Raw genomic sequence first — 15,814 nt, 5'->3', positions numbered from 1 at the left:
AAATCTATTATATCATTTATAATTATATTTGTAAATATATTTGCAAATATAATTATAAACTATTTTTCACGTTCTTCTCCCCTCTCCTTTTTGCTACTTCTGATATAACTGTTGTCCTTCACTTCTTTGTACTCTTTCAATCCTTTGGTTAAGTGATCGAATTTATCTCTCAGAGCATTTCGTTCAACTGTTAACTCAGTTATCTCCTTCTTGACTACATCAGGTGATAATTGTGGAGACACTCCCATAGCTTCTAAATTTTCCTTGGCCAACAGGCGGTTAGTCCCTCCTTCCAACTGGTATGCTTCTAAACTGGCAATGACCTTGTGATGTTTAGCGATAGCGAGATCAATTTTTTCTAAGACTTGTTCTACTTGGTCTAGCTGCTCAAGGTAGGATTTTCCTAACTCATGGAACTGTTGGCTGTCCGTCACGTTATGTTTTGAGAGGTAATCAAACTCTTTCAAGAGTTGATCTAGCTTACTGATATTTGAGTTCCGATTGAGGATGTACTCTCCATTATGATAGGACAGTTGCTTCAGTAAAGTATCTCCTCTAACAAATTTATTTTTATCTGCTTGATAAGGATTGATAAAGTAAAAGAAGTCCGTCCGTTTGACAAATAATTCATACCGTCCATCTTCTAACTGATCAACACAACGATGAGGAATTTTTATTGTCCCCTGGTTTCTAAGTCCATAATCTACCTCGACATAGATACCTGTCTTAGTCACCTGGTCAACTTGCCAAGGTTCAATAACAAGTCTCATTTCAAAGTCTTGTTCTTTCTCTGCTTGTTGCTTGTCATACGCTTCTTTAATAAGCTGCAAGGGATAAACCACTTGATTCAATCCAACACGCTTAGAAATACTTTCTAGTGAGTACCGCCCCTTTTTTGAGAGTTTATCGTCCCGTCGATTCCTCTCTTGAGGTTGGTCCAACAATCTGTAGGTGGCATACTTCCCAGAAAAGTCAACAGCTAGATCTAGTTGTTGTGCTTTGAGTTTGAAATCCTCTAAGGAGGTGGAGTGCTTGAGGAGAAACTCTAGTCTTGACTTAATCTCATTCTTAAAAACATTCTGCTTTTGGTAGGCTTGATATTGAGTATGGTTGAAAAATTTAGTTTGACGATCAATGACTTTTGCTCCAGCAATATCTGCTAATCGATCAGAAATTTTTTCAAAATTTCTCTTAGTGCCTTTTTGCCAACGAAACTGATTGAGGGTCACTTCATTCGTTGAGTTAAAGTAGATATGATTATGAATGTGATCTTGGTCAATATGTGTCGCAATGACAAACGCATGGTTGCCTCCTGTCAATTCCAAAACCGTTTGTCGCCCCAGTTCGTGTATTTCTTCTGGGGTCAAGGCATCGTCAGGTGAGAAGGATTGTATAAGGTGATGTGCCAGAACCATGTCTTCTTTTTGCAGGTGATAATCACGTGGCCGCCCCTTTTGAAGGTTGGCCATTTGTTTCACCTGGAGGAACTCACTACCTGCACCAGCCAAGTCCATCACCATATGACCAGACACCAATTGTGTAACAATTTCTCCATCTGGAGTTAGCTGTGTTGGATACGGTGGATCATTGTCTACATGATAATCTAAAGTAGTTTTACTATCGTTTATGATATACTTGATTCCATTTTTTAGACTACGTTCCGACTGTATGCGTTTGTGCTTTGTATATACCATTTAATCTTTCCTAACAGCCTCCATTCCTCTCTCTAACTCTGTATCTATGTGACTAGTGACAAGACTCTTTATCTCCGCAAGACTGTCTAAAAGTTCTCGTAGATCCTCTGCAGTTATTTCTTCAGATGTGTTAATGTATTTGGCTATCTGGTTTATATTCACACCAATTCGGTTAATCTCAAGTCGTAGCTGATTGAGTTCACTATAGTCAATCGTTGTGATACTTCCAGCAGTCATCATATACCGTGCGTAGGTATTAAAATTCTTCAAACCTATCGAAGCCATTCGCTTTTTAATTAGTGCTAGCTCTGACTCATCTACACGTATCAACTTCTGAATTTTTCTTTTTCGTTTGTCTTCATAGTCCATTTTTATTCCCCCTTCATTATCCATCTGGCTCACTCGATAACCAGGGCAAGAATGCCAGTTTCTGCACCTGCACCCACCCCTCCCTTCCGTACGGCAAGCAAAGCAACTGGATATCCAGTTGCGAAATATAAAACGATAGGCAGGTTTCAGAGTGTGACCTCTGCAACCTTTTTTGCCTATCCTTTTCTAATTTTGGGGAAGACCCCAAACCCCTAGTCAGTCACTTTTGGCTGTAGCCAAAAGTTCCACATTAACCTGTCCACTTGACAGTATTTCCGTGCGTAATTGTTCATATGCAATATCATCTAGCCCTTCGATATAGTCAAGGGTTTCTTGATAATCTCTTGCAATATCAAGTTCATTTTCCTTCAATTCTTGGTAGTCTTCCTTTAGAGAATGAAGTGCGGCTCTTCTATTCAAAGTAGCAAAGCTTTCATTGATTGTAAGTTTTCCTGCTGGTTCTACGTGGAAGAATGTAGTTAGTAATATCGTTTCAATTGTCGGTGTCATTATTGCTTTCCTTTCGTTGTCTAAATAATCTTTGAGTTAAGGCCATCACTTCATCTGTTGGTCCAGATTGAGTGACGGCTGATTCTTTTTTGGCTCTTTATCAAGCCCTGATTGTAAAGTTTTTGTTTCATCCTTAAACTGACTCAATCGTTCAGTAAACTTATCTGCAGAGAGTGTCTTTGACACTACCTTTTCTAAAGAATGATCCAAACGCTGTATCAAGCTGTTGGCTTCTTTTTGAATAATCGCAAGCTGGGCTTCCAAATCACTTAGTGTTGCAGCATCTTCAGTCCAATTTGCCAAGTATCCAAAACTGTACTCACTTGTATCAAAACCGTAATGACTTGCGACTACATAAGCAACCGATTCAGCTTGTAATTCTTTGGTGCTTCTGGTAAAATCCTGAGTCGCTTTGGCGTCAAGATTATGGAGATCACTGTGAGCCATCTCGTGGAACAAAGTCTTGAGTGTTTGTTGTTCACTCATGCCTTTCTGCAGGACAATTTTATTTTCCATTGGAGAATAATACCCTCTACTCGTACCAGGCGTGTCACTAATTGAAATAGTTACTCCATTGTCACTTGCGACCTGTTTTGCAGCTCGGTACAGGTTTGCATAGTCCTCATGCTTGCCTTCAAGTACGTTAACAGGTGTAGGAAATTCTTTGCCACTTGTTTGGGAGATATCAAAGACTGGCACCAACTTAAAGACAGTATCTTTTATAACCTTACCGTTATCATCAAGCATCGGCTCACCAGAAATCTTATCCTTTCTGACCACTTGAATCGGAGCCCAAACACGCAAACTTTTCTCGCCCTTATTGACAGTTCGACCGTAGTCTTCCTTCCATTTTTTGAAGGAAGCTACTACAGAAACATCGGGATTTTGTGCTAATAATAGTTGCAAATTCCTTGGTGAATAATGATGAAGCTTACTCATAGCAGTTAGAAAATTCTTGTACTGATCCGAATTTAAGTAGTTCTTCACTCCTTCTTTCAAATGGATTGACAGAGCTTTTGTATCTAATTCAGCCACCATTTGAGCAACCGTTCTCTCCTCAGCAGGTTCTTTCTGAGAGGCAACACGTGAAGACTCATCATTGGCGATTATCGCCTGGTCTGGCACTGAGTCTCCAAGTGGATTTTGACCTTTGCCTATTTCCTCCTTATCTGTCAAACCATCTGCATCTGAATCAATTCTGATTTCCGTTTGCTCTACTTTTGGTGCTACCTGTTGTAGATAAGTTTGGTAAAGTCGTTCAATTTGTTGCTGATACTCTGTACTCGTAATTCGTCCATTAAGCACATCAACAGAAGAAATTCCTGCGGTCTCATGTAGCCGATCATCTATCCATTCTTTGTAGAAGGAGGAGTCCAGATTGACTAATTTTTCACCTAGTCCTAGCTTTACAGTTTGATCAATATTTTCTTTTGCCTGTGCATAAAGCTGGAAGAACTTTGTGAATTCTTCCCCTTCTCTACCTCGAAAATGCTCTGCCCCAAATTCACGAACTCCGTCCAATAACGAAGTAAAGCGTTCCTGAAGTGACATTGTAGATACATCATGGATTGGTTCAAATTGACGATTTTCAAGAATGGATAAGAACTCTCTCCCCTCGTCCTTGACATACTCATCATTGATTGATAGTTGCTCAATCACTCCGTCGCGTTCACGATAGATGCCCAGGATTGTTTTCTCTTCTGCGTTATCTAGTTGGTTGCGTAAACCACTACGCAACTTCATTAAGCTGGCAGGAAATGTTTCTCCGTCTACAGTACGCAGGGCCAATACAATATCCTCATCTCCTGATTTTATAGCTTTATCCATATCCAAGGAGTGTAGTTTTGGAACATCGGATAGATCGTCAAAATAAAACGAATTTGCCTCTATTATCGCTGGTAACTCGGGGAGCACTTTCAATTTATCAAATGCCGCCCCCTTATTTGCCAGAAGGATGTCGTCGAAACTACCTTGTCCATTTGCAAAGTCTATCAGTAGTTTATCTGCTGAATACCCCTCTTTATAAGGAAAAATTCCCGTTAGATGTATAAATTTATCCTTGTCAAATGTTACTTGCAGGCTATTAACGCCTTCGTTATCCTTATAGATATAATGGATTGTACTCTCCGACAATTCCCTTAGGTACCACTGAGCTACCTCTTTCAGAGATGTTGAGTAACGATTTAATTTAACCAGATCCCTATCTGAAGCAGGATGATACCCCCTCTTTTTAATTGACTTCCTCTCTTCATTTATGCTAAAATGAAGTAAAGGCTGAGGCTGAGTTTGATTTGGTGACAAGTCATTCAAAGGTTGCGACTTTGTCGCTTCAGGTAGAGGTGCTGCCCCCTGTTTATCAGGAAAATCCCCGATTGTACCCTCGGCATTTTTTTCTTGCCCTTGAGCTTGCTCAGGGGCTTTTTGTATTTCCTGAAGCAAGGCTGGGACGAATTCTGACTGAAGGCGTTCTTTTATCTCATTCCGTACTTGAATAAGTCGCTCTGTACGTTGTTCTACCTCCTTTGTGAGTTCTGTTTCAGGAAGAGGTGAGTCAGCTATATATTGCTCCCAGGTATCATAGGTAAGTGTTGATTTCAGACCTGCAACACCAAACCCTCGATGTAATTCAAGGAAATATTCAGAAGTTGGTGGATAGCGTTGTTCAAGCCAATCCAGCATCTTCTCTTCCGCTTCAGGAAGAACAGGGCTGTTCTCACCGTATTGTGTGCTTATCGCATCGATAGCAACCTCTGGAAGAGAGATATTAGCAGGAATTTCCAGATGTTTGTCAATTGCTGCCAAGAGCTTATACGGCTCTTTATTTGCCTCTTCAATCTTTGCTAATTCTGAATCCTCTAGCTTCTCTGCTATGGTACGAACTTCTGATCCAGTATCATATCTAAAATCTGAAATGATCACTTCTCCATCTGGAGAGATAATGTCAAAACTGGTTCGTTCGTAGCCTCTATCTGAACTATACTCATTCCTCCTGTATAGCACAGAAATGAACTCTGCATAGGGAATCAAATCACCTTCCGAGAAATCTTTTAATGGATTTGGAGAGCCTCCAAGATTTTCAGACCAATTGAAGCGAACCATGTAGGGAGACCTTAGTCCAACCAATCTTTCCTGAACTAAGGTCTTCCATTCTGGATTCAACCAACCCTCTATATTCAATTCCCTGATAAGCGGTAGCAACTCTCGTAATTCATTTTCCGTAGCATTATTATCTTTTAGCCACTGTACGACAATGGGCTTATCCTGAAACTCTCTCGAATGGTACAGCTCTGCCGATTCTGATCCGTATTCTAGCTTGTCTTGCTCAATGTTTTTTCGTTGTTGCTCACGTCGCATTTCATCCAAATGGTATTGTACTGGAGTGAGCCAGTCACTTCTATTCGGATCCAACTTAGAAAGGGACTCCATTATTTGACTCACCTCTGTCGCATCCGCTGACCATTCCTTTAAATATTCAACCACCTGTGGTTTATCAGAAAATATTTCTGACGAGTACAGTGCTTTTAGTGTAGGAGTTTCCGACTCATGTGCTAATTCCATATCTTGCTCCTTTTCATTGTTTATTGTAGTTTGTTGGTCCAATAGCTCACCAACTCTTTCAAGTGTGGCACTCAAAGTATCTAACTCTTTATTCATCCCAGCGGTTATTGAAGCTTTCATCTGGTTAAAGTCTTGTATAACAGATTCCAATTCTGGAATCACAGTATCAATCCCAAACTCTTCAATCCGATTGGAGATGTATTGAGAATAGTCTTCCATATTCTGAAGCGAGATACTCCCGTCCCTAAACTCAATCATATAGGTATAATCACCTGCGACTAGCTCAAATATGTCACTCTTGTAAGTCGAGTCTACTTTCCCCGACGAAAACCAATTATCAAGCTGAGCAACTATTTCTTTAGATTGCCCCAGATCCTCTTCAGTGACCCAGAAATAAGCCGTCTGCCCCAGATCCTCCACTTGTCCAAGTAATTCTTGAATACGTGGAGAAGTTGATTGCTCTTTTTCAATTTCAGTCATACTCAAAGAAGAATTGTCAATTTGGATATACCCATGTTCGACCAGATAATCACGTATATGCTCTCGTCTCGGGTTGAAATCACTTTGGCCATGGCCTACATCGAAGCGGATTTGCGAAGCGACCTCCTGCCCATTCTCGTCCAATGAATAGACCTGTAAATAGGTTTTGAAATATCCTTCTCCAACAAAAACTGAGTTGAATTGCTGGAGCATCCACATTTGCAATTCATCAAAGTTCGTGATTGGTTGCTCAGGTCTTCCCAATTCTGAGGCCTCCAGTTCAAACCTGGGTTCTGTTGCTTGGGCCATAGTTTCCGACTCGTGTTCTATCGCCATATTTTGCTCCTTTTCATTGTTTATTGTAGTTTGTTGGTCCAGGAGTTCAGTTACTCTCTCAACCGCCTCAGCATCTCTCGCAAGATACTTTTGGGTTAGCTGAAACTCACCATTCTCTGCTAACTCAAACGCTACTTTACGCAATCCTTTGACAAAATAGAGAGTCGGTTGCTTTTGCCATTGAGTAACTAGCCCCTCATCGATGAGATGCTGGGCCCCTGGACTAATTCTTATATCTTCTAGTCGCTCCTTCATTGCTTCCAGCTTGACAAGCTCCTTGCGATAACGGTTGATGGTAGCTCTTGTGAAACCAGGCTCACCCTTCTCAAACGCTTCAATAGCATCTTTAATACGAGGTATATTATCAACACTCATTACCAAACCACTGCCTTGTTTATTGAATCCTCGTTCTTTTAAGTCCCGTTGGTAGCGTAGTTTCTCAACTCGCTCCTCTTGTTTCTTAATCTCATCGAGCTTGGTAAATATCGCTCCCTCCAGTTGATCTTGCTTACGGAAAAAGGATGACCCACCACGCTTGTCATTCATGGGTTGTCCATTGGCTTGTCTTGTATGAGCATATACTTTATCTGCTTTCTCAACCAACTCGCCACTTAACCGCTCTAGCTTTCTTTCTGCTTGAGCCAAACGACTGTTGTCACGTGGAAGATTGTCCTCTAATACCATGCCTGCTTTCTGGCTTTTCAAGTAGTCATTCCAGTCCATTTTGGTAGCTCCTTCAGGAAGAGGAGGGAGGTCAGGTTGGACTGGTATGCCTTTAGCTTGCAGCTGTTCGATAAAGTCAGTGCCTGCCTTATCATTATCGACGGCCAGAGTAATCAGATCACTATTCTTTCCATCCTGAAAGAAAGTAGTGACCTTGGTTAGCTTCTCTAGGGCTTCACCGACTTTGCTCAAGTCTGGCTTGTAGTCTGCTTTACCCTGGAGCTCGGCTAGGAGTTCCAGGGTATAACGTGAAACCGTACCTGCTTTCAGTCCATCCATAGCAACCAGCCTCACATCGCTCAGATTGCCCTTATTTGCCTCGTAGTAGCTCATAAGGTCAATAGGAGCCTCCGCAAAAACTAGTCGTCTAGGCGTGCCTATATCAACGCTCATGCCACTTAAACCGTCCGAGTTATAGGCTATCTGTTTTAGATAGCCTTTTCCTTCATAACGCTCCTTATTCGGTACTATCCCTTGGAGACTTGCCCCTATAACCTGCTTATCTTTATCAAAGCTTTTGAATACAACGACAGGTTCCAAGTAATCATCTGGAGCCTTTTTGTTTGCTTGTGCCAAGACACCTGCTTGGCCAAAGAAATTGATTGTATCATCAGATAGTCCTCTGACTTCCTTTAAGTAGTCACGTGCCTCGATGAAAGGCTGCTCAAATCGTCCTAAAACATAGTTAAACGGTTCTTTGACAGGTTGATTCATTTTCGCTTGTGGAAATGCACCTGTACGGAGATAATGCATAGCTTGTTTGTAGTCAACCTCCTTGATTGTTTCAACTAGGTTGATCACATCCCCATGAATATCCCGTGAATACCAATCAAAGCGATTTTTGCGTGTGTTGATTTTGAGCGAATCATGCTCAACCCAATACCATTCTTGATTAGAATTTTGCTCCAGTTCCATACCGAGTGATCGAGCAACATCAAGAATGGACATCGCCTTAGCATCTTCTTTTGTAAATCGTGCCATATACCCTCCTATCTATAAAATGTTTCTTCCTTATCTAATTGATCCAATAACCCTTGGAAATAATCCTGGTCATTGGCTTCAGGCCCCACTTCCTCTTGAACATACTCCTGCTCTGCAGCAGCTGTATCAAGTGCCTCTTGCCAAATGAGTGTCTGTTGTTCTAGCTTCTGACCGCTGCTAACCATAACTGTGCTTTTGTCGACATTGGACTCCCATTCGTCAATATCAGACATATATCGTCTGTACCTGTACCAATTTTCATCCTCGGGACTATCGGCTAATTGATCCGCCCTTGGATGCGACAACAGATTAAACTTCTTATCCAAAAATACATTTTGCTTTGCAATGCAGACCAAGGCTTCTTCAATTCCAATTCTGGCCACTTCGTCCGGAGTCATCAAGTCACGTTGGATTGTTTGAATGCTCTCGCTAGACGAACCTTGATGCGAGTAGGTCTTAGAGCTGTTCCTCACCTGTAAAGTCTGTTTCCCAGCCCTAGTGGAAAAATACTTCATGGTGTCTTCATCGTTCGTACCTAGATAGACAATCGCCCCACAGTTGTTGAGAATAGTCCGCCAGTCATCTTTATAAAGAGACTTGAGCTGGTTAAGGGCCTGAAGGTAGATATTGAGAGACTCCTCTCGTGAACGAGCAGAGGCCTGTGTCTCCACAAAGTTTGCGAGTTTACCTAGCTGAGCAAACTCGTCCAGGTGGTAGCGTATATGCAAGAGATCCTTGACCGTATATCTTGGATGCCGCCCCTGCAGAATCTCATCTGCTACCTTAGGTAACACCCTAAACATTGTCACAAACATGAGATTAGCTATGAAGTTATAAGATTTATCCGTTTCAGGAATAGCAATAAACACTGCTGTCTTAGTCGTGTGCCAGGTTTCAATCTGCATATTATCTACAGCAACCATTTGACGAACTGCATCGTGATCAAATACCGCAAATCGAGCAGAGGTTACGGCCAAGACACTCATCAAAGTCTGACCGCCAAAGTTAGCCATAAAAAGCTTAAACTGTTTGCCAGCGTAGTTGTTCGGTAACTTGGCCTCCAAAGCTTCAAACATCTTTTCTACAGGACTTGGCACATCAGGATTTTCTCTCTTTAATTCCCTTAACATATCGGCCACCATTGCAATATTGGGCTCATATTCACCTAAGACCTTACCGTCAAAGTATAAAAAGCCAATCAATGCTCGTATCAATAGAGTCTCCGCCTGCACCCAGAAATCCTCTCCTCGATTTTCACTTTTTGTTGTGCCTAAAATAAGGGATTCTGTGACACGATCAATATCTGTTTCATCTGTCATATAATGAAAAACATTGAATTGATTAGAATTCGAAAGGTTCACCAAGTCAAATACCTTAATTTCATATCCCTCATTCTCTAGCAAGTGGCCCACTTCATAGACAGTCAATCCCTTTGGGTCCGTCAATACAAACGATCCTACTGCCTGCATAATGTTAGGCTTCACCAATCCACGTGTCTTCCAGTCTCCAGGGGTACCAATATTGCAGGTATTCTTGTTTAACTGCACAGTGTACGGTAGCCGCTTATTATACAGTCCCATTTGGGCGTTTTGAGAAAAAATCATGTTATTATCAGGGATTTCATCCCGAAACTTTCTCAGTTCTTCAGCAGTCGCAAACCTCGCAGAGCCATGTTCTTCTCCTGGGCGAAACGTATCACGGCGATCAATCCTTAGATAGAGGAACATTGCTAGCATAAAGCCTAAAAATCCAAATGAAATTGCTGGAAGATTTGGCCTTATATCGATAGGAGCCAATGGATTTTGCATCATCCAACGAAGTCGACCAAGGGCCAATGGATCCGATAAACTGCGTGTATCTGGAGCTACTTCATACAGTTTTACAATCCAGTAAGTCAGAATGAAAAATACGAGTCCCAGAAAGAGATAGGGCTTGAAAGCTTTTTTCTTCTCTCCGCTTGTCATGACTTTTCTACCGTTCCTTTGTTTTTTACTGGTGCTTTGATTGAGTGAGTCTTGGTCAGTGCAGCAATCTCTAAAGTAGTTTGTTTACGATAATAAGCCAACTTGTCCTGGAGATTCATGTTTTCAGGAGTCTTCAGCAATAACTTATTCAAGCCCTTAACAGTATCAGGCTTGGTTAACTCATTCATCAGCTCCTCAAATACCTTCTCCACGACAGCCCTATTTTTCGCCTCAAAGACAAAGTCCATTTTGCCATTGGCTGCCTCTTTGAAGGCAAAGGCAATACCTCTATCAGTAAGATAGGCCTTCAGCCTCTCCAGGTTTAATTCATTTGTGTGGAATTGTTTGATTTCCTTGGTCGAAGACGTGGCCATAAGTCGATTCCACTTGGTTTCCCCTGTGAAATGCCGATTAGATTCAAAAGTTTTGATATAGTCTGCAGTTCGATCACTCATCTCGATCAAAATTTTCAACAGTATATCACCTGTCAACTTTGCTACATCCTTGATTTGGTAGCTAACTTTCTCTTGGTCCATAAAACCTCCTTTACTATCAAAAAAGCAGCAAGTATTCTAACTCGCTGCTATTATTTGGGATAACTTTGCTCCGGATCAATTTGACTGACACGATAACCATAAAGACTATCTTGGTCTGCCACGACTGCAAAAGTAAAGCGTATCATTTTCTTGCTATCATCTGCCTGTTTCACAACAAGCACATATTGCATAGTATAGATGCCACCTTTTACAGTGGCTGCTTCCAGGATAACTGACTGAAGACTTTGTCCTGGTAAGTCAAAGTCCTCCCGTGACAATTCCTCTGTAAGAAATTCAGCCAGACGTTCCTTCTCTCCAGAGAAATAGGTTGGTAAGAAGTAGCGGCTAAAGGTGTCTACCTTGGTCACATCTTCCTGATAGAGTCGTAGCTGTTCCTGTTCCTTCTGAAGAAGGGTAACCTGCTCACTAAGTTGGTTGAGTTGTACGGCTTGAAAACCAGTATAGGCAATAGAAGCTACTAAAGCGACAGATAAGCCTGCCAGGAATAAGCTGCTAAAGGCACCTTTTCGCTTGTTTTTGGGGGAATACATCGCCTCAGTAGCTAAGTCATTCTTAGGAAGTTCTGTAACTTCTGAAGTTGGGGTAGAAGTAGCAGGCTCTTTTTTCCCAGGTTGTTTCTCCTTAGCCCCAGGGGACTTACTTCCAGCTTTTCTCCCTGGAAACACAAAACCTTTCTTATCCTGCTCGATACCAAAATTGATCAGATAAGCATCTGCAGACTCTTTGATTGGGAGGAGTATGCGAGTCTTAGTTACCAGCTCGCCATTCGCATTCACATGACTTAACTCCAGGATCACTTCTACCTCTTCTTCCTGACTCTTGGCACTTTCAGTATCGATGTAATGTAAGAGCTGATCCCTTGTTTCAAACCGCTCCTCAACGCCACTTTTTAGGTTTAACGCTAAAAACATCAGTAACCACCTGCCTCACTTGTATTTAGCTCTTGTGAGGATTCAAGGACTTCCGTTGTCATCCTTTGAAGCAGTAGATCTTCCAAATCTTCAATAGAAGCATCATTTTCAGTCAATAGTGAAGTCACGTATTCAGCTCTTAAAGCCTGGTTTCTTTGCTGCTGAGTCGCAATTTTTTCTTGAAGATCATCACGTTGTTTCATTAGTTTATCTAGGTCTTCCTCACCTTTTTGCCATTTATTTTTCAAATCTTGGCTTGTTAATTTTTTAGCCATTATTATTCTCCTCCCTCTGTAGTTTCTGTATGACTGGTACCATAATCTGGATAGTCATTATCCGGCGTACTATTTGTTGTCAATAAAATATTTTCAATTCGATTGACCAGTAATTTACCATTTACGGTACTGTAGGTCAGCCTTAAGGTTGCTTGATTGGCCACGTCCTTCTGTGCCTTCTCATAGCTATTTTTTTCAGCTAGTAGGGTATTGGTATAACTCACCTTAGCTAGCACCGTCTTATTGGCTTCATCGATATAGATTTCAGCCTTCTTAAACTTGAAGTCAACCACAAATCCCTTATAGGTCTGTTGGACTGGGGCTGCTTCCAAAGATAGCTCTCTCTGGTACATGGAGTTCGTCATATAGACTTTGTAGCGATTCCTGTTTTCCTCCAGGTCCTTCTTGGTGTAATAAGCTATCAGAAAGTCTTCCACGTAGTCCTGAGTTAAGGCTTCTTCTACTACCGTTTTCTTTGTTTCCTGTTGTTGAGTTGACTCTGCAGCTTTCTCCCCTGAACTCCCTCTAGCTCCAAAGCCATATCCTATCAAGAGGCATAGGACAGCCCCGAAGGCTATCCCTAACTTCTTGAGTCTTTCAATTTTAACTTCATCTGTCATATCTACTTCCTTTCTATCTTGGAACCGCAAAGCTATAAAAAGCTGCAGGCGATTTCACACTAAAATGCACTTTGTCCTGGACTCCCCTGATATTACATTCTGAGACCAAGAAAGTTCCGTCAGGATTTACAGCCTCGACAATTGCAACGTGGCCGTATGCTGCGGGTGTCCCGTCAAAGCCTCCAGCTGTTGATACAACAGCACCGACAACGGGTACTGCACTTCTTTTCCAACCTTTAGCAACAAGCGACTGTACCCAATTTTGGCCATCTCCAAGATAGCCATAGGCACCCGACAAATCCGTGATGCTGCCTAGTTCGACCAAACGGTTGTAGGCATACCAGGTACATTGCCCGACAGGATAACCACTACCTTGTTGAGTAGTTAGCGAGGCTGTCGAGGGGGGATTAGGTACTCGGCTACGATAGGCTTCTGGGAAGTCCCAGGAAGCCGCAGCAATCCCTGTTCCTCCTGCTGGGGTACTCAAGAAGGCTAAAATTTGCTTAGCATTATTCTGACGCTCCAGAAGTTTATCTCCAGAGTTACCTTCCCATTCAATTAAAAACCGCTGTGTAAGACTGTCTAGATCATCCTCACTGGTAAGGATCTGTCTGGCCGTTTCACGATAATAGGGACTATCTCCATTGAAGATAAAATCAATCTGTAGCTCTAAGTCGTACCACTTCTTACCTTTGCTTTGTGCATAAGCTAGTAAGAGGCTGTGTCGAATTGCTCCATCTCCCGTATCCGTCCACTGTCCCAATCCCAGTCCTCTTCTAAGAATATTTGGGTAACGCCCCTGGTATATCGTAGGTCCGTTCATCGATAGCCAGCTAGGATCATCCCATGAGCTATCACTTGCCCCAATTGGAGGATTGAGGTAGTCTCCCTCGGCTCGTTTGGCCGTAAGCATGGACTCTGTCCAAAAATTACCAAACATAGCGGCAGCCCCTTTTAACGTGGCCTTAGGCTCATATTTCTTGATATACTCGTATGCCTGACGGACACGAGTTGCCATGTCTCCACTTAACTCTAAGTCCGACAAGACACTGGTTGTCTGATTGTATTTTACTGAAGCAAAATAGAAACCTGGATTAACATAGGTCCAGGTATCTGCTTCCTTTTCACTATCTGCTCTTTGCAGCTTCTGATAAGAGATCTCCTGAAAGCCCGCAGTTGACACCGAGCCAACTTCATCACCAGGGGCAACTTCGTCACCAGTCTGATAGCGAATGCCTGCAACATCTTCAAAGGTGAAGCGAGCATCTGCTGTAGCAATCTCCAGATCATCACCTGTCACTGTGACAGTACCTGCTAGTGGTGCCAGCAATCGCTGCCCTGTATTTGCCTTTAGTTGTGATTTCTGATAGATGGTATCGCTTGTCTCATAACCAAAACGTTTAAGGACCAAGAGAGACTCTGAAGCTAATTCCTCATCTTCAGAATAAAAGGGATTTTCAAGCTCTAAGTAACTTGGATACCGTCCAACCTCATCTGTCAGTTCAATTTGTTCCTGGTATGCTTTCCATTCCTCATCACTTAACTTGGCCCATTCAAGATCTGAGTCTGCTCCAACCACATCCGCTACTTGTTGCAAGTTCGCAGTGTCATCATTAAGGTGATTCCAAATATCATTGAGGGCATCACTATATTTATTAAATCCTAGAAAGCCTGTAATTTTCCCTCCAAAGCCTTCATCCCAGGAACTGCCAGGCGACCACTCGCTGCCGTATCTAAAATTCATATAGAAAATAATGTCATCTATATTAGTCCAATAATCAACCTTTTCTGAAGACTTTTCTCTATCTCGTTTGGACAAGTGCAACCAGGAATCGTTGAGGTCAAATTCATCCTGTTGGACTGTGGTAGAAGCTCCTGCAGAGAAAAGCGAGATAACCAGGATCAATCCAAAGCCAATAAAATAGGTCTGAGCACGTAGCGGATTCGTCACTAGATTGGTCACAGTCTTTATAACCTTTTTTAACGCCGTTACTGAGCTCTGGCTGGCCTTTTTAGCCTTCTTCATTTGCCCACGTGTCAAGCGACGCTTCATGCGTTCTGTTGCTTGCTTCAGCCTAGTTTCCCAACGATTTGCGACTGGGGTTCTAGTAAAACCTTGGCCACGTGCAAGATTGTATGTACGATTGGCTACTCCGTATGCGTTCTTTCCTGCATCAACGACCACCTTCTGTGAGTACCTAGCCATTTTCTTTCCTTGATCCACACTAGCATGGATTTGCCTCATCTGTTGCCTGCTAGCTGCAATATCTCCTAGAGTTTCGTCTTCAGAGAAAACAGACTCCGCACCTTTTCTACCTGATTGGTAACTTGATCGGCCTAGTTTGGTTAATTTTCCTCCACCAGAACGCTTTATAGTGCCTTTGTGGACTTTTTTGGCTACAACATAGTCAATACGAGCAGCCTGTAAGCGTTCTTTGGAAGCCTGTAGGAGTTGCAAATCCTTGGAGGACTTAGCCAACCTATAGTTCTTTTGAGCTAGCTTATACTCTCCCTTAGCAACCTGCTTCTGGTAACGGCTAGTTCTGACTGCACGTTGAGGCTTTGCTTGTGTCGTAGAGGCAAGCTGTTCTTGAGTGCGTTCCTGAACAACCTCTTGGTACTCTGTCCGTTCTTTAACCCAGGTCTTCACCTTATTTATTTTCCCAACACTTTGTGTTTTTGTAATATGGTGAGACTGAGTTCGAGAAGGTGCAACCCTCATTTTAGGTTTCAACTCATGTTGAGTTTCCAGCTTCAGATAACGAATTGTTTTAACTGGTTGCTCATGGTTACGACTAATTGTCCACTTTTCGAATCGTTGATTCATAGGTCACTC

The 15,814-nt window shown here is 42.2% G+C and carries 10 protein-coding genes; all 10 read right to left on the bottom strand.

From position 1 onward, the window contains the following. Positions 1-59 precede the first annotated feature (59 nt). Positions 60-1,694, bottom strand: a complete 1,635-nt coding sequence (locus tag ODU41_RS03895) for a relaxase/mobilization nuclease domain-containing protein (RefSeq protein ID WP_398578674.1) — start codon at positions 1,692-1,694, stop codon at positions 60-62. Next, positions 1,695-2,063: a plasmid mobilization protein gene (locus ODU41_RS03890; protein WP_105120704.1), complete on the bottom strand. Its 369-nt coding sequence runs from the start codon at positions 2,061-2,063 to the stop codon at positions 1,695-1,697. Between the two features lie 216 nt (positions 2,064-2,279). Beyond that, positions 2,280-2,573: a hypothetical protein gene (locus ODU41_RS03885; protein WP_398578673.1), complete on the bottom strand. Its 294-nt coding sequence runs from the start codon at positions 2,571-2,573 to the stop codon at positions 2,280-2,282. Positions 2,574-2,618: 45 nt separating this feature from the next. Next, the gene (locus tag ODU41_RS03880) at positions 2,619-8,651 is read right to left on the bottom strand and encodes a PBECR4 domain-containing protein (RefSeq protein ID WP_398578672.1); all 6,033 of its coding nucleotides are present in this window, start codon (positions 8,649-8,651) and stop codon (positions 2,619-2,621) included. Positions 8,652-8,659: 8 nt separating this feature from the next. Next, positions 8,660-10,615, bottom strand: coding sequence for a VirD4-like conjugal transfer protein, CD1115 family (locus ODU41_RS03875; RefSeq protein ID WP_105120654.1), 1,956 nt, complete (start codon positions 10,613-10,615; stop codon positions 8,660-8,662). Next, the gene (locus tag ODU41_RS03870; RefSeq protein WP_105120655.1) at positions 10,612-11,151 is read right to left on the bottom strand and encodes a DUF3801 domain-containing protein; all 540 of its coding nucleotides are present in this window, start codon (positions 11,149-11,151) and stop codon (positions 10,612-10,614) included. The genes ODU41_RS03875 and ODU41_RS03870 overlap by 4 nt, the downstream gene beginning before the upstream one ends. A 50-nt stretch (positions 11,152-11,201) precedes the next feature. Next, positions 11,202-12,083 carry a hypothetical protein gene (locus ODU41_RS03865; protein WP_105120656.1) on the bottom strand — a complete coding sequence of 294 codons (882 nt, stop codon included), beginning with the start codon at positions 12,081-12,083 and terminating at the stop codon, positions 11,202-11,204. Continuing rightward, positions 12,083-12,358, bottom strand: coding sequence for a hypothetical protein (locus ODU41_RS03860; protein WP_105120657.1), 276 nt, complete (start codon positions 12,356-12,358; stop codon positions 12,083-12,085). Before ODU41_RS03860 ends, ODU41_RS03865 begins: the two co-directional genes overlap by 1 nt. A gap of 2 nt (positions 12,359-12,360) precedes the next feature. Further along, a complete protein-coding gene (locus ODU41_RS03855; protein ID WP_398578671.1) occupies positions 12,361-12,978 on the bottom strand; it encodes a hypothetical protein in 618 nt (205 codons plus the stop codon). A 13-nt stretch (positions 12,979-12,991) separates the two neighbouring features. Beyond that, a complete protein-coding gene (locus ODU41_RS03850; protein WP_238138887.1) occupies positions 12,992-15,805 on the bottom strand; it encodes a phage tail tip lysozyme in 2,814 nt (937 codons plus the stop codon). Between the last annotated feature and the right edge of the window lie 9 nt (positions 15,806-15,814).

The organism is Streptococcus sp. 2022WUSS083, assembly GCF_044427155.1.
GTDB classification, from domain to species: Bacteria; Bacillota; Bacilli; order Lactobacillales; family Streptococcaceae; genus Streptococcus; species Streptococcus hashimotonensis.
Note: the sequence above shows the minus strand (reverse complement) of the source record. Positions and strands in the feature narration are given on the sequence as shown.

What these genes read in the sequence shown, in the direction of transcription:
- ODU41_RS03895 (WP_398578674.1), bottom strand. Translation starts at nt 1,694, where the DNA reads ATGGTATATACAAAGCACAAACGCATACAGTCGGAACGTAGTCTAAAA.
- ODU41_RS03890 (WP_105120704.1), bottom strand. Translation starts at nt 2,063, where the DNA reads ATGGACTATGAAGACAAACGAAAAAGAAAAATTCAGAAGTTGATACGT.
- ODU41_RS03885 (WP_398578673.1), bottom strand. Translation starts at nt 2,573, where the DNA reads ATGACACCGACAATTGAAACGATATTACTAACTACATTCTTCCACGTA.
- ODU41_RS03880 (WP_398578672.1), bottom strand. Translation starts at nt 8,651, where the DNA reads ATGGCACGATTTACAAAAGAAGATGCTAAGGCGATGTCCATTCTTGAT.
- ODU41_RS03875 (WP_105120654.1), bottom strand. Translation starts at nt 10,615, where the DNA reads ATGACAAGCGGAGAGAAGAAAAAAGCTTTCAAGCCCTATCTCTTTCTG.
- ODU41_RS03870 (WP_105120655.1), bottom strand. Translation starts at nt 11,151, where the DNA reads ATGGACCAAGAGAAAGTTAGCTACCAAATCAAGGATGTAGCAAAGTTG.
- ODU41_RS03865 (WP_105120656.1), bottom strand. Translation starts at nt 12,083, where the DNA reads ATGTTTTTAGCGTTAAACCTAAAAAGTGGCGTTGAGGAGCGGTTTGAA.
- ODU41_RS03860 (WP_105120657.1), bottom strand. Translation starts at nt 12,358, where the DNA reads ATGGCTAAAAAATTAACAAGCCAAGATTTGAAAAATAAATGGCAAAAA.
- ODU41_RS03855 (WP_398578671.1), bottom strand. Translation starts at nt 12,978, where the DNA reads ATGACAGATGAAGTTAAAATTGAAAGACTCAAGAAGTTAGGGATAGCC.
- ODU41_RS03850 (WP_238138887.1), bottom strand. Translation starts at nt 15,805, where the DNA reads ATGAATCAACGATTCGAAAAGTGGACAATTAGTCGTAACCATGAGCAA.